The 22,196-nt window shown below is 36.5% G+C and carries 23 protein-coding genes; 19 read left to right on the plus strand and 4 right to left on the minus strand.

All coding sequences use genetic code 11. From position 1 onward, the window contains the following. The first annotated feature begins 96 nt into the window (after positions 1-96). The 4 genes from RCJ95_RS08015 (at position 97) to RCJ95_RS08030 (ending at position 3,063) form a co-directional block, all read left to right on the plus strand. Positions 97-891, plus strand: a complete 795-nt coding sequence (locus RCJ95_RS08015) for a helix-turn-helix transcriptional regulator (protein ID WP_312130402.1) — start codon at positions 97-99, stop codon at positions 889-891. A gap of 176 nt (positions 892-1,067) precedes the next feature. Further along, the gene (gene yidC / locus RCJ95_RS08020) at positions 1,068-1,829 is read left to right on the plus strand and encodes a membrane protein insertase YidC (RefSeq protein WP_004232011.1); all 762 of its coding nucleotides are present in this window, start codon (positions 1,068-1,070) and stop codon (positions 1,827-1,829) included. 55 nt (positions 1,830-1,884) lie between these two features. Further along, the gene (locus tag RCJ95_RS08025; RefSeq protein ID WP_221681422.1) at positions 1,885-2,133 is read left to right on the plus strand and encodes a hypothetical protein; all 249 of its coding nucleotides are present in this window, start codon (positions 1,885-1,887) and stop codon (positions 2,131-2,133) included. A 150-nt stretch (positions 2,134-2,283) separates the two neighbouring features. Next, complete coding sequence (locus tag RCJ95_RS08030; protein WP_221681421.1) at positions 2,284-3,063, plus strand: M15 family metallopeptidase; 780 nt, start codon at positions 2,284-2,286, stop codon at positions 3,061-3,063. Between the two features lie 49 nt (positions 3,064-3,112). Here the strand turns inward: RCJ95_RS08030 and cls are convergent, their stop codons facing one another. Continuing rightward, positions 3,113-4,570 (minus strand): cardiolipin synthase, encoded by a 1,458-nt coding sequence (gene cls, locus RCJ95_RS08035; protein WP_202342249.1) that lies wholly within the window; start codon positions 4,568-4,570, stop codon positions 3,113-3,115. Between the two features lie 218 nt (positions 4,571-4,788). Further along, positions 4,789-5,949 carry an MFS transporter gene (locus RCJ95_RS08040; RefSeq protein WP_369354814.1) on the minus strand — a complete coding sequence of 387 codons (1,161 nt, stop codon included), beginning with the start codon at positions 5,947-5,949 and terminating at the stop codon, positions 4,789-4,791. 368 nt (positions 5,950-6,317) lie between these two features. Here RCJ95_RS08040 and RCJ95_RS08045 point away from each other — a divergent pair, with 368 nt between their 5' ends. Beyond that, positions 6,318-6,455: an Lmo0850 family protein gene (locus RCJ95_RS08045; RefSeq protein ID WP_004232019.1), complete on the plus strand. Its 138-nt coding sequence runs from the start codon at positions 6,318-6,320 to the stop codon at positions 6,453-6,455. Positions 6,456-6,512: 57 nt separating this feature from the next. Here the strand turns inward: RCJ95_RS08045 and RCJ95_RS08050 are convergent, their stop codons facing one another. After that, positions 6,513-7,700, minus strand: coding sequence for an FtsW/RodA/SpoVE family cell cycle protein (locus tag RCJ95_RS08050; RefSeq protein WP_257520672.1), 1,188 nt, complete (start codon positions 7,698-7,700; stop codon positions 6,513-6,515). Between the two features lie 353 nt (positions 7,701-8,053). Between RCJ95_RS08050 and RCJ95_RS08055 the strand changes: the two genes are divergently transcribed. The 8 genes from RCJ95_RS08055 to RCJ95_RS08090 all read left to right on the plus strand — a co-directional run bounded on the left by RCJ95_RS08055 (position 8,054) and on the right by RCJ95_RS08090 (position 16,915). Next, positions 8,054-8,806 (plus strand): hypothetical protein, encoded by a 753-nt coding sequence (locus tag RCJ95_RS08055; protein WP_221681420.1) that lies wholly within the window; start codon positions 8,054-8,056, stop codon positions 8,804-8,806. A gap of 245 nt (positions 8,807-9,051) precedes the next feature. Next, positions 9,052-10,131, plus strand: coding sequence for a D-alanine--D-alanine ligase (locus RCJ95_RS08060; protein ID WP_221681419.1), 1,080 nt, complete (start codon positions 9,052-9,054; stop codon positions 10,129-10,131). A gap of 11 nt (positions 10,132-10,142) precedes the next feature. Then, complete coding sequence (locus RCJ95_RS08065; RefSeq protein ID WP_446722109.1) at positions 10,143-11,510, plus strand: UDP-N-acetylmuramoyl-tripeptide--D-alanyl-D-alanine ligase; 1,368 nt, start codon at positions 10,143-10,145, stop codon at positions 11,508-11,510. A gap of 75 nt (positions 11,511-11,585) precedes the next feature. After that, the gene (locus RCJ95_RS08070; protein ID WP_446722110.1) at positions 11,586-12,278 is read left to right on the plus strand and encodes an alpha/beta hydrolase; all 693 of its coding nucleotides are present in this window, start codon (positions 11,586-11,588) and stop codon (positions 12,276-12,278) included. A gap of 352 nt (positions 12,279-12,630) precedes the next feature. Further along, positions 12,631-14,154 carry a DEAD/DEAH box helicase gene (locus RCJ95_RS08075; protein ID WP_221681416.1) on the plus strand — a complete coding sequence of 508 codons (1,524 nt, stop codon included), beginning with the start codon at positions 12,631-12,633 and terminating at the stop codon, positions 14,152-14,154. A gap of 135 nt (positions 14,155-14,289) precedes the next feature. Beyond that, the gene (locus RCJ95_RS08080; RefSeq protein WP_221681415.1) at positions 14,290-14,769 is read left to right on the plus strand and encodes a PH domain-containing protein; all 480 of its coding nucleotides are present in this window, start codon (positions 14,290-14,292) and stop codon (positions 14,767-14,769) included. Then, positions 14,762-16,228, plus strand: coding sequence for a PH domain-containing protein (locus RCJ95_RS08085; protein WP_446722111.1), 1,467 nt, complete (start codon positions 14,762-14,764; stop codon positions 16,226-16,228). The genes RCJ95_RS08080 and RCJ95_RS08085 overlap by 8 nt, the downstream gene beginning before the upstream one ends. Positions 16,229-16,339: 111 nt before the next feature. Beyond that, positions 16,340-16,915, plus strand: a complete 576-nt coding sequence (locus tag RCJ95_RS08090; protein WP_312130396.1) for a GNAT family N-acetyltransferase — start codon at positions 16,340-16,342, stop codon at positions 16,913-16,915. Positions 16,916-16,975: 60 nt separating this feature from the next. Here RCJ95_RS08090 and RCJ95_RS08095 read toward each other — a convergent pair whose 3' ends face one another. Then, entirely contained in the window at positions 16,976-17,599 is a 624-nt protein-coding gene (locus tag RCJ95_RS08095) for a rhomboid family intramembrane serine protease (RefSeq protein WP_048394279.1), read from the minus strand. Positions 17,600-17,664: 65 nt separating this feature from the next. Between RCJ95_RS08095 and acpS the strand changes: the two genes are divergently transcribed. The 6 genes from acpS (at position 17,665) to RCJ95_RS08125 (ending at position 22,183) form a co-directional block, all read left to right on the plus strand. Further along, positions 17,665-18,018 (plus strand): holo-ACP synthase, encoded by a 354-nt coding sequence (gene acpS / locus RCJ95_RS08100; RefSeq protein ID WP_004232050.1) that lies wholly within the window; start codon positions 17,665-17,667, stop codon positions 18,016-18,018. A gap of 124 nt (positions 18,019-18,142) precedes the next feature. Then, positions 18,143-19,201: a LolA family protein gene (locus RCJ95_RS08105; RefSeq protein ID WP_221681411.1), complete on the plus strand. Its 1,059-nt coding sequence runs from the start codon at positions 18,143-18,145 to the stop codon at positions 19,199-19,201. Between the two features lie 179 nt (positions 19,202-19,380). After that, positions 19,381-20,502 carry an alanine racemase gene (gene alr, locus RCJ95_RS08110; RefSeq protein WP_221681410.1) on the plus strand — a complete coding sequence of 374 codons (1,122 nt, stop codon included), beginning with the start codon at positions 19,381-19,383 and terminating at the stop codon, positions 20,500-20,502. Between the two features lie 300 nt (positions 20,503-20,802). Further along, complete coding sequence (locus RCJ95_RS08115) at positions 20,803-21,066, plus strand: hypothetical protein (RefSeq protein ID WP_004232053.1); 264 nt, start codon at positions 20,803-20,805, stop codon at positions 21,064-21,066. A gap of 4 nt (positions 21,067-21,070) precedes the next feature. After that, a complete protein-coding gene (locus RCJ95_RS08120) occupies positions 21,071-21,421 on the plus strand; it encodes a type II toxin-antitoxin system PemK/MazF family toxin (RefSeq protein ID WP_004232054.1) in 351 nt (116 codons plus the stop codon). Positions 21,422-21,781: 360 nt separating this feature from the next. Next, positions 21,782-22,183: an anti-sigma regulatory factor gene (locus tag RCJ95_RS08125; RefSeq protein ID WP_446722112.1), complete on the plus strand. Its 402-nt coding sequence runs from the start codon at positions 21,782-21,784 to the stop codon at positions 22,181-22,183. The last annotated feature ends 13 nt before the right edge of the window (positions 22,184-22,196 follow it).

A 22,196-nucleotide genomic window follows, 5' to 3' on the forward strand; every position in this document is an offset into this window, starting at 1 on the left:
AATAAGTAAATACTATTTTCTTATTTTTAATTCGTCGGGATTGGTGTCAAATATTGTCATGCAATTCGTGCACTCTGAGGAAAGATGGGGAAGATTATGCAACTACATCAACATTCTATGTCAGAAACGATATCCAAAAGATACTTCCAAGAAATCGATAATATTAATCAATATATCGGTGTCGAAGAATTTTTTAATATTGAGTCGAAATTAATTTTTGAAATTTACCATTTAGAATCTGCAAAAGCGAAAAAATCTTTGCATGAGTTAATTGATATTCTCTCAATTCGTTTTGGCAAACAGGTCATTAAAATCGTTCGAAGTTATTTTTCTGTTTTGTCATCAATTGTTGCTCGTAAATTGCTGGACAATCAAGTACCTTCGAAAAAAGCATTTGCTTTCAATATTGCGTGTAACGATATGATAGAAAATCAGATGAAAGACGCAGAGTTTTTACAATTTGCTGATGATTTAATTGATTTCTTTGTTTACTTTATTGCAGATCGCAAACAACCGACTTTCCGACATCAAACTGTTAACAAAGTGATAATGTATATAAATGACGAGCTTGAAAATGATTTAACTGTTGAAAGTATAGCGAATAACTTTCATATAAGCACTAGTCACTTATCACGTATTTTTAGAGAACATGTGGGCATTACATTGGTTGAGTATTTAAATGTAAGACGTGTAGAAGAATCACAATACTACTTACGACATACAAACAAAAGTATTACTTCTATCTCAGATCAATTCCATTTCTGTAATCAAAGTTATTTTACACGTATTTTCAAAAAATATACGGGAGTTACGCCAAAACATTTTAGAGACGAGCTTCATCACGAATTTTATCGTTTTGAAATGACAGAGACTGAATTACAAAATGTTTAGATTTTGAGCATAGGGAATGAGAAGGTGCGAACATATTAGCGTTGCTAAAGCTCGCATCTTTTTTGATGAATCATCTGAGGAAAAGGCTGAAGGAATGAGTAGCACTTGCTATTTGATAAAGAGAGACCCTATAAGGTATACTTCACAGTAGTTGATAAATAATAGTAGGTGGAAAAATGAAAAATTTGAAGCTATTTTCAATGCTTGGTATTGCTGTTTTTGTTCTTAGTGGCTGTCAAGCTGTGCAAAACAAAGAAGGTTTTTTCTATAGTATCTTTGTAAAACCTATGGAATTTTTATTGGAGTTTTTCGGGAATGATATCTTTTCAGGGAGCTATGGTTTAGCAATCATTGCGATTACTGTTCTAATTCGTTTAGTGTTAATGCCGATTATGTTAAAGAACTATCGTCAACAGCAATTAATGAAAACGAAGATGGATGCTTTTAAACCTGAAATGGAAGCCGTTCAGAAAAAAATGAAGGAAGCTAAGACAAAAGAGGAGCAAACGCAATATCAACAAGAAATGATGGCTCTATATCAAAAGCATGGCATTAATCCACTTAATATGGGTTGTTTACCGATGTTAATTCAAATGCCGATTATTATGGGTCTGTATTTCTCGATCTTGTATTCTGCCGATGTGAAATCCCATGAGTTTTTATGGTTTAGCTTAGGTTCACCTGATATCGTGATGACTATAGTTGCAGGGATTGTTTACCTAATCCAGGCTCGTGTATCTTTGTGGACGGTACCTGAGCAACAAAAAGCGCAGATGAAAATGTTTATTTATATTTCACCAATTATGATTGTCTTTATCTCCATGTCTTCTATGGCAGCACTGCCTTTGTATTGGTCTGTCAGTGGTGCATTGTTGATTATTCAAACATATATTGGACGTAAATATTATTCGGAACATCCTGAGAAAGCAAAAAAATAAATTGATTGATGTCGAGGCGCCTTTGTTGCCTCGATTTTTTTAGGAGGACAGCAAGATGAACAAAAAATGGCTATCATCTATTCTTGTTGCAGTTTTTAGTATTGCAGCACTTGTATTTATTATTATGGGGAAGTTTAATTTTGCCGTACTTGCAATGACGGTCATGTTTGCCCTATCAAATGGGTTTAGAGCAAAAAGCTTTAAAGAGCAAGGTTATATAAAAGAAGCAAAATGGATGCAGTATATGGCAATTTTTTTTGCAATTGCATCTATAGTAGTATTTGTCATCGTTCTAACAGATTAATTGAATATTTACGTAGTAAATTTACACCTGAAAATGTGAACAGTGCTAAAATAAGATTATAACTAGTAATACAATAAAATAGGTATTTTCAAGGTGAAATGCTTTAAAACATCCTTTTAGATACCTGATATTTTAAAAGGGGTATAAAGAGTGAAAAACAATCGTCTTCCGCTTATCGTAGGTGCTTTCATATCTATCGCGTTAATCGTAGCAATTTTTGTAGTCTATAACTATAAAAATAATCAAGTAAATAGTGCATCTGATGAGCAGCCAAAAACAACAGAAACAAACAAAACAACTGAACAAGATTCTACTGCAATAGAGAAACCAGACAATACTGAAACACCTGCAAAGCCAGAGCAACAACCAGACGAAAATGGGTATCTTCCAAATCAAACATTACCTACGGAACCAACTTATATCAATGGTATTCTGTTAGCTAATAAAATTTATCCGCTTCCATCTACCTTTGCACCTGAAGAAAATCCAGAAGCACGAGAAGCGTTAAATCAAATGTTAGCCGCTGCCAAGCAACAAGGATTTGATTTAGTTGCATTTAGTGGCTACCGATCTTTTGAATATCAGACAACACTTTATGATAATTATGTTAAACGTGATGGACAGGCAGCAGCAGATCGATATAGTGCTCGTCCTGGCTACTCAGAACATCAAACAGGCTTAGCGTTTGATATAGGAGAGCGTGGAAAAGAAGATGTGTGGCTGACAGAAGAGTTTGGGGAAACTCCAGCAGGGCAATGGCTATTTGCACATGCACAGGAGTATGGCTTTATTTTGCGTTTCCCTCAAAACAAAGAAGAAATAACAGGTTATATGTATGAGTCCTGGCACTATCGTTATGTGGGCAAAGAGGTTGCAAAAGAGATAACAAAGAAAAACATTACGTTGGAAGAATATTTAGGCGTAAAATAATAATAGGAAGAGAAGCCATTCTGTGAACAGGCTCTCTTCCTTTTTATTTTTATAAAATGGGTGTTAATAGTCGGGAAATAGATTCTTTAAATTTAATCAGTGTTGAACGGTTTTTATACATTTCCCATGTTAATTCCGTACAATCAAAAATATCCTTCTCAAACAGTTCTGCCAATTGGTGCGATATATTTGCATCATATATGAAGGCATTGACTTCAAAATTCAGACTAAAACTTCGTACATCAATATTCGCTGTTCCGACAGAGGAAGCCTCGTCATCAATAATAATAGCTTTAGCATGAATAAAGCCCTTTTCATAGATATAGACTTTGGCTCCAGCACGTAATAATTGACCGACATAAGAATAAGTAGCCCAATATACAAACATGTGATCAGGCTTGTTAGGAATCATAATACGTACATCAATGCCCGACAAGGTGGCAATTTTAATGGCGTCTAAAAAACTAACATCTGGGATGAAATATGGTGTTTGAATATAAATATATTTTTGAGCCATATTAATAAGCTTTAAGTAACCGATCTTTATTTGCTCCCAGTCTGAGTCTGGTCCACTTGAAACAATCTGTAAACCCACATCACCTTTTTTCGGGATGGCAGGGAAGTAACGATCCGAGTACCCCATTTTTTGTTGAGCACTAGCTTGGTTCCAGTCGAGTAAAAAGCGTGTTTGCAAAGGATGTACGGCACTACCCTCAATACGTAAGTGTGTATCTCGCCAATAACCAAACTTTTTTTGTAAACCTAAATACTCATCACCGACGTTAAAACCACCAATATAGCCAATTCGACCATCAATGACAACGATTTTTCGGTGATTTCTAAAATTTAAACGAGGGTTAAGAAGTGGCAAAATGGATGGGAAGAAAACTTCTACTTCACCACCAGCATGCAGTAACTCTTTGAAATGGCGTCTTTTAACATTACGTGATCCCATTTCATCATAGAGAAGACGTACCTTAACACCTTGCTTTGCCTTTTTTATCAATGCATTGACGATACGTGTACCTAAGTCATCAAGTCTGAAAATATAATACTGGATGTGAATGTGATCTTTAGCTGCTTCAATGTCTTTAAGAAGCTGCTCGAACTTATTGGCACCATCATCAAAAATATCCAGATGGTTGTCCTGTGTTAATACTGCATTGTTTGTTCTGAGGTGCATATAAATCATCTCTTGATAATTTTCTGCATTAGCAATACGAAACTCAAACGTTTCATCACGAATTGCTTCCATCTGATAGGTAATCAGATTATCAATCCCGATATCCTTGCGTCCTTCCCAACGGAATAGATGCTTTCTTCGTAATTGTCTTCCAAGTAATAAGTACAGAATAAATCCAGCTAATGGCAGGAAAAATAAAACGAGAATCCATGCCCATGTAGAGGTAGCATCTTTACGTTCTAAGAAAATGATGGTCATGGCTAATAAAATATTAAAAAACAAAGTTAAAGGAACTAAATATTCTATATCTGTAAAAATGCTCATTCCTACACCTGCCTTTGTATTATTAATAACATACCTAGTATAGCCTACTTCAAATGCGGAAAGAAGATATGAAATGGCTAGATAGCATGGAAAAGGATTATCCCTTTGATAGATAGGGATAATCCGCATGGTTTAATTAGTAATTCTCTAATAGAATAGGATGTTTCTCCGATTACTGACTCAACGTTTGGTATCCATAAAATGCAACCTACTATATTTTATGGATGGCGCAATGATTTACGCGATGCCTTATATATGTAGATTAGACTTATAGAAAGAATGGCTATTGCAGCGGAAATATAATAACCAAGACTTGCTTGTACGGTAAATAACCATGTGAAAAATAGTGGTCCAAGAATACGTCCTAAGTTATCCATTGAATAGGACAGTCCAGCGGCAGTCCCATATTGTCCTCCAGATTCTTTAGAGGAGAGTGATACAACACATGTTCTTGCAAGTGCATTACCTGCTGTAAAGACACAAAGGGCAAGCCCGGCGATAAAAAGATTAGCTGTCAATGTAAATAAAAGCATGCCGATAGCAGTTACAATTTGTGCGCCAATTAACCATGTCGTTTCACTGCCATTTTTTATGCGTCGAACGACCCCTCCTTGAATAGCTGCATCGACAAAGCCACTAAACATGAACAAGTAACCAATTTGTAACGGTGTAATGTGAATTTTTTCGATTTGAAATAGCTGAAATGTAGCCTCAACGCCTGCTAACATAAAAGTTACTAAAAAAGAAAACATAAACAGATAGCGCACACGGTATTGTAGCATGGTTGCAGCACCTTTTGGCACTATAGCACGTTTATTTGAATCTTTTCGTTTTTTAGGTTCTTTTAGGACGAAACTTGCATAAATAAATAATAGTGCAATTAATGCTGCTGATGCAGTAAACGGTAGCTGCAAGCTATAATGGCCTAGCATTCCCCCGATTGCTGGACCAAAAATAAACCCAAGACCAATGGACATGCCCATAAAGCCCATATACTTATTGCGATCCTCTTCACTAGACATATCGGCGATAAATCCTGTTACTGCTGTATATAATGCACCAGAAAATAAACCACCAATAATACGTGAAACATACAGTATAGCTAGGTTATCTATAAATAGTGAAAAAATAACAAAACTAAGGCTAAAGCCAATTAGACCAGTAAGGATTAGTTGTTTTCGCCCTACCTTATCGGATAGCATACCCCAAAACGGTGCTGTGAAAAAACTTGCAAGTGAATAGACGGTCAATAAACCACCTACGTGGAGATCATGCCAATTTTGCTGCACAATTACCTCTGGTAAGACGGGGATAATAATGCCGAACCCTAGATAAACGAGGAATTGAACAGACATCAATAGTAAAATAGCCTTTTTCATACAGTTCCCTGCTTTCATACGATATTTCAATATGTATATTCTACCCTTCTTGTTCTTGCGATTACAACAATAGGGGATGCTAAGCTTGAATAAAGTGGAACAATTTAGTAAAGAAAAAATGAAGCAATTTGAGATTTTTTAAATCTATGTTCTGATTTTTGAATAAAATGTAGCCATTTTGGGTAATTTAAATATGTTTGATGGAAAAGTTTGATGATGTGAAAAATTTACAATGTAACAAAATTGAAAAATTTTAAAGGTAAGTTAAATGGTATGATAAATTTGTCAGACATCATACTCGTAGAAAAATGAAACTTTTTCGTAAATAAAACGTTATATAAAATCGAGGAAAGATTGAGGTGGAATGTATGACAAAAGAAGTAGATTTGAAAAAGATTGTTTCGAATTTATCTAAGTTGGGTGTAACAGCCACTGTAACAAAGTCTCGACTAGAACTTTTAAAAGTGCTAACACCACCAACGCAAACTCCGCAAGTTCAAGCTTAACTCGTTTCCAATAGAAAAAGGGAGGTCTCATTACGCGAGACTTCCCTTTTTCTATAGTTATTCATCTTCATCATGTGTGGTAAACATATATGTTCGATAATGGAATCGCATACTAAAGACTAGCCCAATCGCTAAAGCATTCCCCATAAGCGAACTTCCTCCATAGCTAATGAACGGAAGTGGAATACCTGTGATAGGTAATAATTGAATAGTCATACCAATATTTTCGAAAACGTGGAAGGTAATCATGGCAATAATCCCAGCACATACATAGGTCGAGAAGGGATCTTTCAATAAAAGGGTTGTCTTTGTTAAATGATAAATTAATAAGAAGAATATGCAAATAACAATACTAGCCCCAATAAAGCCCCATTCCTCACCGATAACTGTAAAAATGAAATCGGTATGGTTTTCAGCTACATATACTTCACGATTTCTAAATCCCTTACCAAAAATTTCACCTGATCCAATGGCATTTAAAGAGGTAATTAAATGATAGCCATCGCTGGATGAATAGGAATAGGGGTCTAGCCAAGAATAAATACGAGCAAATTGATAAGTCTTAAAACCAAATGTTTTTTCTAGAAAGTCCTGCATATAGAGTGCCATCCACAGTAGTGTACCGCCTGCTACCATGCCACCTAAAAATGTTGGTAGAATGATTTTCCAAGAAATACCTGCTACAATGATGAGTGCGGCAGTAATAGCAAAGAATACAAGTGCTGAGCCTAGATCAGGCTGCTTTAAAATAATAGCTAATGGTACGATTAGGGTGATAGCGATTTTACCTAGTAGCAAAAAGTCTGTTTTAATTGATCGTAATGAATAAATTTCATGGTGCTTACTAATTAATCGAGCTAGTGCTAAAATGTAAAAAGTTTTCATAAACTCAGAAGGCTGAATATTTCCAATCGGCGTATGATACCAGCTTTTAGCACCATTAACGGGTGCACCGATTTGACCTTCTCCTTCTGGCATAAAAATAAGCAGTACCAGTAAGGCAATCCCTGCTCCATACATATACCATGACATTTTTTTATATTGATCTGGCTCAAAAAACATGACTATACCAATAATTACTGCACCGATCACATACCATTGCATTTGTTTTGGTACGTAGTTAATGCCATATTGTCCTGAGGTTTGGGCAGATGCAATAGCTAACAAACTAATGACTAGAAAAGTGAAGAGTATAAATGCAAGTGTCCAGTCAAAACGATTTGCGAAATTTCGTTTATTTTCCATAAAAGCCACCTAAAATTAAAATAGTATCTCAATATGAGTAAATATGATGCGATTCTCCCTATTTCGTTTATAATTGGTCAAAGAAGAAAGCAAAATAATAACCAGCAGTGGTGTAAGAATAGCTCATATCTATTGATAAGCTTGCAATTTGCTTTGAATATTGTCAATGGAATTTTAAGCAAATACTTGAACTCATTGAGTAATCTAAACTTTATATGCAAATGCATGTTTAACATTCCTAATTATAACGCATAAATTACTTTTATGCCTGCGTATATAGTAGTGACGACAATTAACATAAAATGTTTCAAAAAAATCATGTTTAGTCTTATAATGTAGTGAAGAATGGGGTGATGGTTGTGGCTAAAAAATTAAAGTCATCTGATGATTTTATGTATCATATTTATGTTCATATGAATGATGTCGATAAATTTGTTATATTTAGCGGGTTAAAATTCTCGCAATTTGTGGCTGCACTTGAACCACTACATCACTTGCTGTTATTAAAACATTCCTATGAAGACGGTTCTTTTAATATGCATACACAATTTGAATATGTATTAGAAGAAGATGTTCCTCGTTTTGTTAAAAAATCTGCTGAATCTAAAGAATTATGTTGGATTGATTTTATGGACGAGAAGAGGCTAGATCATTTAACACCGATGGAACAAGGAGAATTGCTTTACATAAGTCACAAGAAAGAACCGATTACGTCAGCGTTTTTTAATAAATTACAAAATAGATTTGTCTATTATTCTTCAGACTTAGAGAAAATGACGAAAATTTATTTTCGTCATTTAAGTGATTCGGATTTATTGGTTGCCAATGTTTTTAATAGTTTAATTCGTGAAAAGGAACGCAGCACTGGATTTTGGCGTCGAAAAGTAAAAGCGAGTATACCCGCTATATCACCAGATTTTTTACGTTCTTACCGATCCTTTGCGAAAGATGGAGCATTACTATCTCTGTATCGAATTGAGAAACCGAAAGTAGCGTATGGAATAGAAGTTCGCAATCTGTCTGAATATTCTTTTCCTGACGAAGTTTGGGATGACTTAAGTACGATTCTAAAAACAGAACACGATGAATTAATCTATATTATTTAATTAAAAAGGTGACGCAATCAAAGAACAATGACTTCTATAAACTGAAGATATAGGATGTTGGTAGATATTATTCTTATTGCATTGTTCCTGTATAATTCTATAGCAGGAACTAATGATGCCAGGGCATAATCGATGAAATATACGTAAAATCTCACCGTTAAAAATACGGTGAGATTTTTATGTCATTTGTCAAGACGTTTCATGATAAACTAATAGTACTCAAGAAGTATGTGGAGGGCACAAAAATGAAAAAAAGAATCGGTTTATTATACGGCGGAAAGTCAGCGGAGCACGAAGTGTCATTATCGACAGCACGTGCAGTCACTGGAGCTTTGAATTTCGAGGAGTATGAAGTATATCCGATTTTCATTACATCTGATGGGGAATGGCGTCGTGGAGAGCGTTTAGAAAAACCCGTAAGTGCAATAGAAGAACTACAATTTGGTGATAATACTACAATTTTAGAAAATAATATCACTGATTTTTTGATTGATAAAAGTGGCAATGAGGTAAAGTTTGATGTCATTTTCCCATTGTTACATGGTACGAATGGTGAGGATGGAACAGTGCAAGGTTTACTTGAAGTTCTAAACTTACCGTATGTAGGAAATGGAGTATTAGCATCCTCTGCTGGAATGGATAAAGTGGTAATGAAGCAATTATTTGAAATTGCTGGATTACCTCAAGTGCCCTATACGTATTTTATTCGTAGTGAGTGGAAGAATGAGCAACAGGCAATCATTGAACGCTGTGAAAATAACTTGAATTGGCCAATGTTTGTAAAGCCTGCAAACTTAGGATCAAGTGTTGGGATTAGCAAGGCAACAGATCGCGGGCAATTAGTAAAAGCAATTGAGGTTGCTTTGCAATATGATCGTAAAATCGTTGTTGAACAGGGAATTGTCGCTCGTGAGGTTGAACTGGCAGTGTTAGGAAATGACTATCCTGAAGTATCAGTGCCAGGAGAAATTAAACCCGTTACTGATTTTTATGATTATGATTCTAAATATAAGGACGGTTCTACAGCACTTATTATTCCAGCTGAGCTTCCAGTAGAAACTGTGGCAAGCTTAAAAGAACTGGCAAAGCGTGCATTTAAGGCTATAGATGGTAGCGGCTTAGTTCGTGCGGACTTTTTTGTAACGGCTGAAAATAACGTTTACATTAATGAAGTAAACACAATGCCAGGTTTCACGCCTGTAAGTATGTATCCATTATTATGGCAGCATACAGATGTGAGTTATCCAGAGCTGATCGACCGTTTAATTACCCTAGCAATTGAGCGCTATGAAGAAAAACAACAGCTTCACTATAAAAAAGACTGAGTGGGATTATCGTGAAAAAAACTTTAAAACAATTAGCTGCATGGTTAGATGAGGATATGGCGGCTTTTGGTGACACTGTTGTGTCAGGAATTTCTATTGATACAAGAACAATTCAACAAGGAGACCTATTTGTTCCGTTTCGTGGTGAGCATACAAATGGGCACAAGTTTGTAATGCAGGCATTTGAGAAAGGTGCCGGAGCTTCTCTTTGGCAAAAGGATGAGCCGAACCCACCAGAAGGTTACCCTTTGTTGTTTGTGGATGATCCAGAATTAGCTTTGCAAGAAATGGCTAGAGCATATCGTAATGAACATAAAGCAAAATTTATAGGCATTACAGGTTCAAATGGTAAGACATCAACAAAGGATATATTAGCGGGAACACTAGCGCCATTCTTTAAAGTACAAAAAACGATCGGGAACTTTAATAATCAATTGGGCCTGCCCATTACTATCTTACAGCTTGATGAAGATACAGATGTGGCTGTCCTTGAGATGGGCATGAGTGGATTTGGTGAAATTGAGTTTTTAACGAAGCTCGCTCGTCCACATATGACGGTTATTACCAACATTGGTGAGGCCCATATGCAGGATTTGGGGTCTCGTGCTGGTATTGCAAAAGCAAAGTTTGAAATTATTCAAGGAATGCAAAATGATGGTCTATTATTCTATGATGGTGATGAACCTTTGCTCCAAGAATTAGTGGCAAAGGAACAGCACTTACAGTCAGTACCGTTCGGGTTAGAACCCAATAATCTTTTATACGCAGACAATATTCATGCTAACGCTGATGGCAGCCACTTCACTACACACGGTATGATAGCGGGTGATTTCTTTATTTCCGTGCTTGGCAAGCATCAAGTGAAAAATACACTTGTGGCAATGTTAATTTCTCATAAGCTTGGTTTAAGCAATGAACAAATACGTACATCCTTAGAGCATGTCGTATTAACAGATATGAGGATGCAACAGGTACTAGGAACGAATGGCGCTCTATTTATCAATGATGCCTATAATGCAGCACCAACCTCCGTAAAAGCTGCCATTCAATTTATGGCTACATCAACTATTCGACCTGAAAAATGGCTTGTGTTAGGAGATATGCTAGAGCTTGGACCAAATGAACAAGTCTTCCATGAGAGCCTAGCTGAGCATATTAATGAGGATGAAATTGATTATGTCTGTTTGTTTGGTCCTCGAATGCTATATCTTTACAAAATATTAGAAGAGCGCTTTGAGGCGGAACGTTTATTGTATACTGAAGATGATTATACGGCTATTATTGAAAAGCTAAAACAAGCGAATGAATTATCTATTGTTTTACTTAAAGGCTCACGTGGTATGAGATTAGAGACGATCTTAAAGAAATTTATGTCATAGTAGCAATGAATCGGTGAGAGAAACGCTCACCGATTTATTTGTGTAGGTTTATCTTTGTTAAATGAGGTGAGAACGTTGTCAGTAGGTGTACTATGTATTCATGGATTTTCAGGTGGGCCATACGAGGTGAAGCCATTCACAAGTTATTTAGGTTCACATACAGATTGGATAATTGAAGAGCCAACATTGTCTGGGCATGGTGAAGAATTACATATGAGTGGTTTTAAGGCGAAACACTGGTTGATGGATGCCGAATTAGCTTTCCGATCGTTGGCAAAAAAAGTTGACGAGGTAATCGTTGTTGGCTTTTCAATGGGAGGAATTATAGCGCTATATTTAGCTAAACGCTATAAAGTGAAAAAGCTTGTATTACTAAGTGCTGCTGCAAAGTATGTGAGCCCTAAACAGCTAGTCAAAGATTTTAAAATGATAGCTACTGAAGCCTATCACCATAATTTGACTAATAACGAACTCTATCTACGATACCGTCATAAGTTTAACAATGTGCCGCTTGCCTCAACAGTAGAATTTATGAAGCTGGTAAGAATGGTGGAGCCGTATTATCGACATATTCAAACTCCTGTATATATTGTGCAGGGGAAGTTGGATGGGATAGTGCCTTATCATACAGCTCAATTTCTTTTTGATGAATTAGCCTCTACAGACAAATTCTTGTATTTTTCTAATAATGGCAAGCATCATATATGTTTTGAGGAAGATTGCTCTGAATGGTTTCCACAGGTTTTAATGTTTTTGAAAGACAAATAAAGTAGTCAGATTATTACGACTCATGCGTTATCGTTGCATAGGATTTAAAGCCATGTTAGACTAGTATAAGCAATGGATACATTTTGTGCGAAGACTCTTCATATTTGGTTGAAGAGTACTTTTTTTTGAACACAACGGTTTTATTCTAAAGTGAAAAATTACGACAGAATCGAACCGCTCGGTAAAGACCGGGCTTTCCTTTTCATATAAGAGAGCTCTATATGGACTATCATGTAGAGAAAATTTTTAAGTAACGGAAACGTTCCACTACACAGGCTCGAATTTGCCGACAACTTCATCTGAAAATGTAACCATTTGTCAACTTAAAAGGAAAAAAAGGAGATTGAGAAGTTTGACAAATTTTTCAGAATTAAATATTAGCGAATCTACATTACGCTCTGTAAAGCGTATGGGATTTGAAGAAGCAACACCAATCCAAGAAGGTACTATTCGTTTTGCAATTGAAGGCCGCGATGTATTAGGTCAAGCACAGACAGGTACTGGTAAAACTGCCGCTTTCGGGATTCCACTAATTGAAAAAATCGATCCAAAAAACCCTAATATTCAAGCATTAGTCATTGCTCCAACTCGTGAGTTAGCGATTCAAGTTTCAGAAGAGCTTTATAAAATTGGCTATGACAAACGCGTAAAATTATTATCAGTATACGGTGGTCAAGAAATTGGCCGTCAAATACGTGCACTGAAAAATAGACCTCAAATCATTGTTGGTACGCCAGGTCGTATTATTGATCATATAAATCGTCGTACGTTAAAATTAGAAGATGTTCAAACATTAGTATTGGATGAAGCAGATGAAATGTTAAACATGGGCTTTATCGATGATATTAATTCAATCTTAGAAAACGTACCTTCTGAGCGCCAAACATTACTTTTCTCAGCAACAATGCCACCAGCAATCCGTAAAATTGCAGAAACATTTATGCGTGATCCAGAGATTGTAAAAATTAAAGCAAAAGAATTAACTGTTGATAACATTGATCAATATTTTGTTAAGTCTGCTGAGCGTGAAAAATTCGATGTCTTATCTCGTTTATTAAATGTACACCAACCGGAGCTAGCTATTATATTTGGTCGTACAAAACGTCGTGTAGATGAGCTTGCACAGGCCCTATCTATTCGTGGCTATTTAGCTGAAGGTATTCATGGTGATTTAAGCCAAGCGAAGCGTATCTCAGTATTACGTCAGTTTAAAGAAAATAAAATCGATATCCTTGTTGCGACTGATGTAGCCGCTCGTGGACTTGATATTTCTGGTGTAACACATGTTTATAACTTTGATATTCCTCAAGATCCTGAATCATATGTTCACCGTATTGGCCGTACAGGTCGTGCCGGTAAATCAGGTCTTGCAGTAACATTTGTAACACCACGTGAAATGGGTTACTTACGTATTGTAGAAGAAACTACGAAAAAACGTATGACACCTCTTCGCCCACCAACAACGGATGAAGCATTAGAAGGTCAACAACGTTTAGCTGTGGAAACATTGGAAGGTCTTATTGCTAATAACAATTTAGGTGATTACCGCACATTTGCAGCAGAATTACTAGAGAATCATGATGCAGTCGATGTTGTTGCAGCTGCTCTACGTTCATTAACAAGAGAGCCAGACGATACACCAGTAACAATCACAGAAGAACGTCCATTACCAATGCGTCGTGAACGTTCTAGCAATAATCGTGGTGGCGGTGATCGTGGCCGCGGAAACCGTAGCTTTGGTGGAGGACGTCGTGACAATGCTCGCAGTGGAGAGCGTCGCAGTAGCAGTAGCCGTCGAGAGGGTGGACGCCGTGAAGGCGGACGTCGTGAAGGTGGACAAGGTCGTTCTCGTTCTCCAAGACGTCACGAAGGATAATTTTAGACGAATTACACTTAATTTTTATAGTAAACCTTACAGTCATGATGGCTGTAAGGTTTTTTTTCGGCTATAGTTGAAACAAAAAGGTGAGTGAATTCGTATACACCTAATGAAGAAAGAGGGGGAACGACAATGAGAGCACAACCGATTCATCAAATTTCTCGTAAAGGGCTAACAGTGTGGCGTTTATATGGAGTCATACAAACATTGGTGCTGTTAGTTGTAGCAGGACTTGTAAGCTATGGTACTTATTATTTTGAATGGCCTTCATTTATTTACTTCATAGCGTGTGCAATTGTATTACTAAGTGCGATATTATCTATTTTTATTTTCCCGAAAATAAGATGGGAAAGATGGCGCTATGAAGTTCGAGAGCATGAAATCGAAGTACAACATGGTTTATTTGTTATGAAACGCACATTAATTCCAATGGTACGTGTGCAACATGTTGATACAACACAAGGGCCGATATTAAAAAAATACGACCTAGGTAATATCTCTATTTCTACAGCTGCAACTGTACATACGATTCCTGCACTTGTTATGGATGAAGCAGACGAACTGCGTGCGCGTATTTCTGATTTAGCAAGGGTGGCTGAAGATGATGTCTAAGGAAATTAATCGTTTACACCCAGTGTCTGCAATTATAACAAGTGTAAAAGCATTGAAAAGTATGATATTACCAATTGCGATTATTATCATAAGTAACGGCTTTAATTTTTCTTTGAATTTTCGTAGTGATCATTTTTTTGAAACCATTTTACTGTTCGGTGTATGGGGAGTTGCAGCACTTCTTGCGTTCGTGGGAGGAATCATAAAATGGCGGACATTTGTTTACTGGTTTGAAGATGGGGAATTGCGTGTGACATATGGATTATTTGTTAAAAAGAAACGTTATATCCCTTTTGAACGTATTCAAAGTTTAAATTACAATGAAGGTGTTTTTCATCGCATTTTTGGTTTAGTGAAAGTTCAGGTGGAGACTGCTGGTAGTAAAGGAGGAAAACCTGAGGTTGAGCTGACAGCCATTCGCAAAGCAGCGGCAGATATTATTGAATTAGAAATGCGTCATGCTAAAAACGAAGCGGTTCAACAACAGGATCAAGTGCAGGTAGTAGAGGAAGCGATACCAACTCCGATGATGTACCATATGTCCATGCGAGATTTACTGGTATTAGCAACAACATCTGGTGGAATTGGTGTTGTGTTATCAGGTCTTGCAGCAGTTGCTTCACAATTTTCCGATATTATTCCTTATGAAACTGTATTTCATGAGTTAGCTGATTTTGTGAAAATCGGCGCATTTTTAGTGGCATTGACGGTGATGGTTGTTTTAATCGTTGCTTGGATTGTATCTGTGGTCATCACACTGATAAATTATTATGATTATACGGTCCGCATTGAGGAAGAAAAGTTGATTATCACAAAAGGTCTGTTAGAGAAGAAGCGTATTACTTTGCCGTTGAATCGAATTCAGGCAATTCGTATTGTGGAAAATCCATTACGTCAGTTAACAGGCTTTACTACAGTGGTTGTTGAAAGTGCTGGTGGTAACGGTGAAAATGGAAATGATAAAAAAATTACGCTATTTCCACTTATTAAGAAGCCAGATTGTATGCAAACATTAGAACAGCTTTTTCCAGATATGAATTGGCAGCCTACATTTACTCGCTCACCAAAAAGGGCAAGACCATTTTTTTATCGCATTGATTTTTTCTGGCTAGTTCCGGTTATCGGTGCATCTATCTATTTCTTTTTTCCATACGGGCTATTGTCGTTGCTGTTAATTCCATTAACAATTTTACTTGGTATTTGGCAGCATAGAACAGCAGGCTATCAAATAGATGGCAAGCAACTAGCTATGCAGTATCGGGTGTTTAGTCGAATTACGTTAATCATGGAGAAGAAGCGAATACAATCTATTGAAAGTACACAATCATACTTTCAAAAAAGAAAGAATGTTATGTCTGTAAAAGCAACCGTCATGTCAGGAGCAACTGGTACAACAGGGAGTGTTTCCAGCTTAGAGCAACAAGATGCCGAGACGATCTTAACATGGTATGAACATTAATGAACTAAAAAGCTAATCCTTTCAATTTTATGGAAGGATTAGCTTTTTTAACTATAATTAAATAGAGATGCTGTTTATAATATAATAAACAGAACAAAAGGGGTGGAGACATTGTTTAAATATGACATTAATGAAAGCGCTTATTTAAAGCTTTTGGATTTAAGTGATGTAGAAGAGTTATTCGCTTTAACTGATCGTTCAAGGGATACATTACGTGAATGGTTGCCCTTTGTAGATGATGTCAAAACAGTAAAGGATACTGAGCAATTCGTAAAAAATGCTATGCAACAATATGCTGATCATAATGGCATACAAGCAGGGATATACTATGATGGAAAGCTTGCGGGTGTTATTGGTTATCACCAAATCAACTGGCAACATAAATGGACAAGTATTGGCTACTGGCTAGGGAATGAATTTGTAGGAAAGGGGCTCGTTACGAATTCCATGAAAGCATTGATTGATTTTGCCTTTAATTATTTTAAGTTAAATCGTATAGAAGTACGTGTTGCAGTAGGTAATATTCGTAGTCGTACAATCCCAAAGGTATTGGGCTTTCATGAAGAAGGGCGTTTAAGGGATGCTGAGTGGCTATATGATCACTACGTAGATCAGGTTGTTTATGGTTTAACAGCAACTGAATGGAAAAAAATAAAGATGTCAAATGAAGCTACAGTGGTTTTATAATGGATGTCATTGTAAGGAAAGAGGAGCTGCTCTATAGGTGAGCAGCTCCTCTTTTTAATGTTATGGTCTACCAGCCATCTTTTGTTTTCGCCAACTTAAAATTCTTTTTGGATGTAAATAGACAAGTCCAAGGATAAATCCGGTTACTAAACCGCCTAAATGTGCAAAGACATTCACATTTGGTTGGAGAAAAGTCATAATGACACTGATGACGATGATTGGTAAAATGAGCTTACGAAGCATTGGCATTGTACGTCGAGTATAGTAAACTAATGCCCCAAATGCCCCAAAAATTCCAAAAATAGCCCCACTTGCACCAAGACTCGCATAACTACTATCATAGAATATATAGGTTGCCATGTTGCCTACAATACCTGATACTAAATAAATTGTAATGAAACGTGCTTTCCCTGCGATTTTTTCTAGCTCTGGTCCAAAGAGATATAAGGAAAACATATTAAAAAACACATGCATAAAACCTGCATGTAAAAACATGGCAGAGAAAACACGCCACCATTCACCACTTTGAATCAGGAAATTTGCTTGGATTCCGTAATTCCACAAAAGTGTTCCTATGCTGGGTATGAGAGACAGTACATAAAGAGTAAGATTTATTGCTATTAAAGTTGAAACAACAGGGTAATACTTTGTATATTGCTTAAAATTTTCCGTTCTACTAAACATGGCTCCACCTCAATTTACAATTATTATACATGCCTTGTTGGAAATAGGTAAAGGAGAAGGTTCACATGATTAAGGGAATTGGCCTCGATATTGTAGAGATTGATCGTATTGCAAAGGCTATGAAACGAACAGATAAATTTAAAGACCGCATTTTAACGATAAATGAAAAAAAAATATTTGATGGTTATTCAGAAACTCGTAAAATAGAATTTTTAGCTGGGCGATTTGCTGCAAAAGAAGCATTTTCGAAAGCTTTGGGAACAGGGCTTGGGGAACAATGTAAGCTTCATGATATGGAAGTATTAAAAGGAGCGGCAGGCAATCCTGTTTTATATTTTAAGGATGAACTTGTCAATGGATTTGTTAGTATTACGCATTCTAAGCAATACGCAGCTGCTCAAGTAATCTTATTAGAATAGTACTTAACTTGTCTAAAAGGATTGCATGTAAATTTAAATATATTGCCCTTTCTTCAAATGACATAACTGACAAATACGGTTCATATATTGTCGTAGTGGATTTGAAAGAAGAAAGGGTGAAAGCGTGGGCAACCGTATAGTTAAATGGCTCGTCTTACTTTGTACGATATTACTTCTGTCGGCATGTGGTGCAGCCTCACAGGAAAAAGTGTTGAAGAAAGTGAATGGTAAATGGGCAGAGACGAATGGTTATGAATTAAATGCATCGATGGAAATTAAATCGGGTGGGGAACCAAGAAATTATGATGTAACAGTATGGCACACAAAACCTGATTTCTATCGAGTAGAAGTAGTTGAAAGTGGGAAAGATGTTTCTCAAATGATTGTACGTAATGCTGATGGTGTTTTTGTCGTAACACCGACATTAAACAAAATGTATAAATTCCAAAGTGATTGGCCAAAGAAAAATAGTCAGGCGTACTTAATTGGAGCGCTAGCAGAAGATTTAGCAGAAGATAAAAATCTTGTCATGAAAGAAGAAGAAAAAGCATATATATTTGAAGCGGCTACTAGAAATAGCTATAAGAACAGTATGCCACATCAGGTTATAACAGTAGATAAGAAAACTTTATTGCCAACCTCAGTAGTTATTATGAATGATGTGAAAGAAGAGCAAATCAAAATCACATTTAAGAAAATTAAGCTAGGTGTACAACATGCTGCAAAAGAGTATGCAGTTGAGCAATTCACTGATAAAGATAACACGAAAGGTGAACAAGCTACACCTGCCGAAAAAGAAGGGCAAGAAGATAATGAGGATAAGGAAGCTGTTGGAGCAGAAGTTGAATATCAAGAATTCCAAACACATTATCCTGTTGTAAATTGGGCACAATTAGCGAATGAAAAAGTTGTGCAGGAAAGTGGAATGGAACGAGTAATCTTAACATACGAAGGTGAGAAGGCATTTACTGTTATGCAGCAACCAGTAATGAAGGAAAATTCAATGTTACCTGTATCGTCACCTGGTGATCCAGTTGATTTAGGTTATACAATTGGTGCTATTACAGATACATCAATTAGTTGGGAAAAAGATGGTGTTGAATTCTTTGTAGCATCAAGTAAATTAACGCGAGAAGAAATGATTGAAGTTGCTACATCTATGACGATAAGTAGTATGAAGTAACTTTTCTGGCTACAGCCTTCTGGAATGCGGAGGCTGTAGCTTATTGATAATTAAAATGAACCTTATAAAGTATAGGCTCATGCGAAAGCTAAAACTTTGTGTGTACAAGCTAAATTGACATACTTTGCAACATGTATGTCCTACATAATGTTTTAATTAAAAATAAAGAGGGTATTCTTATGAAGACACAGCAGTTTTTTCGTCCAACCAAAGCAATAATAGACTTACAAGCAATTCAACAAAATGTAAAAAACTTAAAAGAATTTTTACGACCTAATGTTCAAATTATCGCTGTAGTAAAAGCAAATGCGTATGGTCATGGAGATGTAGCCGTTGCACGGGCAGCTCTTGAAGCTGGTGCCACAGTACTTGCAGTGGCAACGCCCGATGAGGCATTACATATTCGAGCACATTTTGAAGAACCAGACATATTAATATTAGGTGCATCTCCAGTTTCATTTGCTCCTTATGCAGCGCAACAACGTATTATACTTACGGCATTTGCCGATGATTGGATGCAGCAAGCTGCTTCTCTTTTAGTGGATGAAGCGCTTCCTTTACGACTTCATATAAAAATAGATAGCGGAATGGGTAGAATAGGTATTCGCTCAGAGCAGGAATTATTAGAGCTCTATCAAACAATACAGTCTACAGATAACATGGAGCTGGATGGAATATTTACACACTTTGCGACAGCTGATGAAGAGGATACGCTACATTTTGATCAACAGGTACAATTTTTTGAGAAATGTTTAGCTGTAATACCTAATAAGCCGCGACTTGTTCATGCATCTAATACAGCAGCCTCATTAGTAAAAGATCCGCATTTACAATATGATGCTGTTAGATTTGGTATTTCAATGTATGGATTATCACCTTCTGCATATGTGAAAAGTATTTTACCTTTTCCTTTGTTACCAGCGTTCTCGCTTGAAAGTGAACTTGTTCATGTAAAGCAAATAAAATCAGGTGATCCAGTTGGCTATGGAGCTACATATGTTGCCCCTACAGATATGTGGATAGGAACAATTCCAATAGGCTATGCAGATGGTGTGATTCGCAAGTTAGGTGGGCAAGAGGTTTTAATTGACGGAAAAAGAATGCCGATTGTTGGACGAATTTGTATGGACCAATGTATGGTTGCCCTACCAAAAGCATATGATATAGGTGAGAAGGTAACACTCATTGGTCGGCAAGGGAATACTGGCGTATCGATCGATGAATGGGCAACAAAGCTCGAAACAATTAATTATGAAATACCATGCATTATAACAACAAGAGTTCCTAGAATATATCTTTAGTTATTTTCATTAGAATTAGTCAAATCTCAATGTAATGTCATGAGCAATGTTCCAAGTTGAATTTGGTAAATAAATTAGCACTGGAGAACTTATTTCTTTTCCAAAACATAGTAATGAGTCATATTTGGAAACACATTGCAATAATAATTATTCAGCATATACCTTCGACAACCAACATATTTTTACAATTTGTACTTCAAATTGTCAGATATTTTGTCATTTCATGTCTTTTCAACAATATCTTTCAATGATAGAATGAGAAGTAATGAAAAGTGTATGGTTCCGTTGGAGGTGCTTGCTGTGTACGAGAAAAAGTTAAGAGAAGCTACAATTGCTGTTCAAGACAGACTATTTCTACAAACAAAGGAAGTAATTGAAGGTGAATCTTTTGTGCGTATTTTGGCGCGCAAAAATTTAATGCAGGAGCAACCAAATCAAATACGGGAAGCTATGATTAAAGGATATGTTGAAATGTCTCATATTAATTTAATGATTGCGAGCGAATGCTTGCATGCAGAGTATGAAGCACAACATATGGTGGAGCGTCTCGTTAGCGGGGGATGACACTTTGAATGTAAAACGTGGTGACGTTTTTTTTGCAGACTTATCACCGGTAATAGGTTCTGAACAAGGAGGCACTAGGCCGGTGCTGATTATTCAAAATGATATTGGCAATCGATTTAGTCCGACTGTCATCATCGCAGCTATCACTGCACAGATTCAAAAGGCAAAGTTACCGACACACGTTGAAATCAATGCTGAAAAGTATGGTTTTGAACGTGATTCGGTTATTTTGCTAGAACAAGTGCGAACAATTGATAAGTCAAGATTGACGGATCGTATTACGCAACTTGATCATGCTGTGATGGAAAAAGTTGATGGTGCGTTGATGATTAGTTTAGGTCTAGTTAAATTTTGATATACATATGTGTATAGAAGCATCGAGATTATGAAATCTCGATGCTTTTTTGTCTTATATGCTGAAATGTATTTACTATAATTTGGATTACTATAGATCTTGTTCAGCAAACGATTTTGCTACGAAAGATGAAGTGCCTGAAATAATTAAGCCAAGGTGTAATTGATAAATGTTACAAAAAGCTTTAAGATATACACAAGATTTTTAATAAAAATAGATTTTTGAAAAAATTCTTAAAAGGTATATGAAAATCTACATAGAATATTCCATTTATAGAGGCGATTAATTCAACTTAAATTATGGCAAGCAGGTTGAATAAAAGTGTTAGAGTATAACTCCAAAAGAAATGGAGGGACAGCAGTGACATATAGGTCTTCGGTTGAAATTATTACAGAGTGGGATATTGTTGCAGCTAGACAACTGGGGCGCCATGAAGCAAAAGCACTTGGATTTGGCACTGTTGATCAAGCCCGCATCACCACGGCAATTAGTGAATTAGCACGAAATATATATTTATATGCAAGTAAAGGCGTCATAGAAATTGAAAGGGTTGAGGCGGATACTGAAAAGAAAATAGTTGTTGTTGCAATAGATCAAGGGCCTGGTATTAAAGATGTTCGTAAAGTAATGGAGGATGGTTATTCCACCTCGGGGGGGCTAGGTGCTGGTTTGCCAGGTGTTAAACGATTGATGGATAGTTTAGATATTCAATCTGTCATTGGAGAGGGAACAACAATAAGAGCGGAAAAATGGTTGCGTTAGGACGTGAAGAAAA

Source organism: Lysinibacillus sp. BSL11 (assembly GCF_052928325.1).

Bases quoted from the DNA above. Each gene is read 5' to 3' on its own strand.
- RCJ95_RS08050 (WP_257520672.1), bottom strand. From the start codon at position 7,700: ATGGAAAATAAACGAAATTTCGCAAATCGTTTTGACTGGACACTTGCA.
- RCJ95_RS08040 (WP_369354814.1), bottom strand. From the start codon at position 5,949: ATGAAAAAGGCTATTTTACTATTGATGTCTGTTCAATTCCTCGTTTAT.
- acpS (WP_004232050.1), top strand. From the start codon at position 17,665: ATGATTAAGGGAATTGGCCTCGATATTGTAGAGATTGATCGTATTGCA.
- yidC (WP_004232011.1), top strand. From the start codon at position 1,068: ATGAAAAATTTGAAGCTATTTTCAATGCTTGGTATTGCTGTTTTTGTT.
- alr (WP_221681410.1), top strand. From the start codon at position 19,381: ATGAAGACACAGCAGTTTTTTCGTCCAACCAAAGCAATAATAGACTTA.
- RCJ95_RS08085 (WP_446722111.1), top strand. From the start codon at position 14,762: ATGTCTAAGGAAATTAATCGTTTACACCCAGTGTCTGCAATTATAACA.
- RCJ95_RS08015 (WP_312130402.1), top strand. From the start codon at position 97: ATGCAACTACATCAACATTCTATGTCAGAAACGATATCCAAAAGATAC.
- RCJ95_RS08060 (WP_221681419.1), top strand. From the start codon at position 9,052: ATGAAAAAAAGAATCGGTTTATTATACGGCGGAAAGTCAGCGGAGCAC.
- RCJ95_RS08045 (WP_004232019.1), top strand. From the start codon at position 6,318: ATGACAAAAGAAGTAGATTTGAAAAAGATTGTTTCGAATTTATCTAAG.
- RCJ95_RS08025 (WP_221681422.1), top strand. From the start codon at position 1,885: ATGAACAAAAAATGGCTATCATCTATTCTTGTTGCAGTTTTTAGTATT.
- RCJ95_RS08080 (WP_221681415.1), top strand. From the start codon at position 14,290: ATGAGAGCACAACCGATTCATCAAATTTCTCGTAAAGGGCTAACAGTG.
- RCJ95_RS08055 (WP_221681420.1), top strand. From the start codon at position 8,054: ATGGTTGTGGCTAAAAAATTAAAGTCATCTGATGATTTTATGTATCAT.
- RCJ95_RS08095 (WP_048394279.1), bottom strand. From the start codon at position 17,599: ATGTTTAGTAGAACGGAAAATTTTAAGCAATATACAAAGTATTACCCT.
- cls (WP_202342249.1), bottom strand. From the start codon at position 4,570: ATGAGCATTTTTACAGATATAGAATATTTAGTTCCTTTAACTTTGTTT.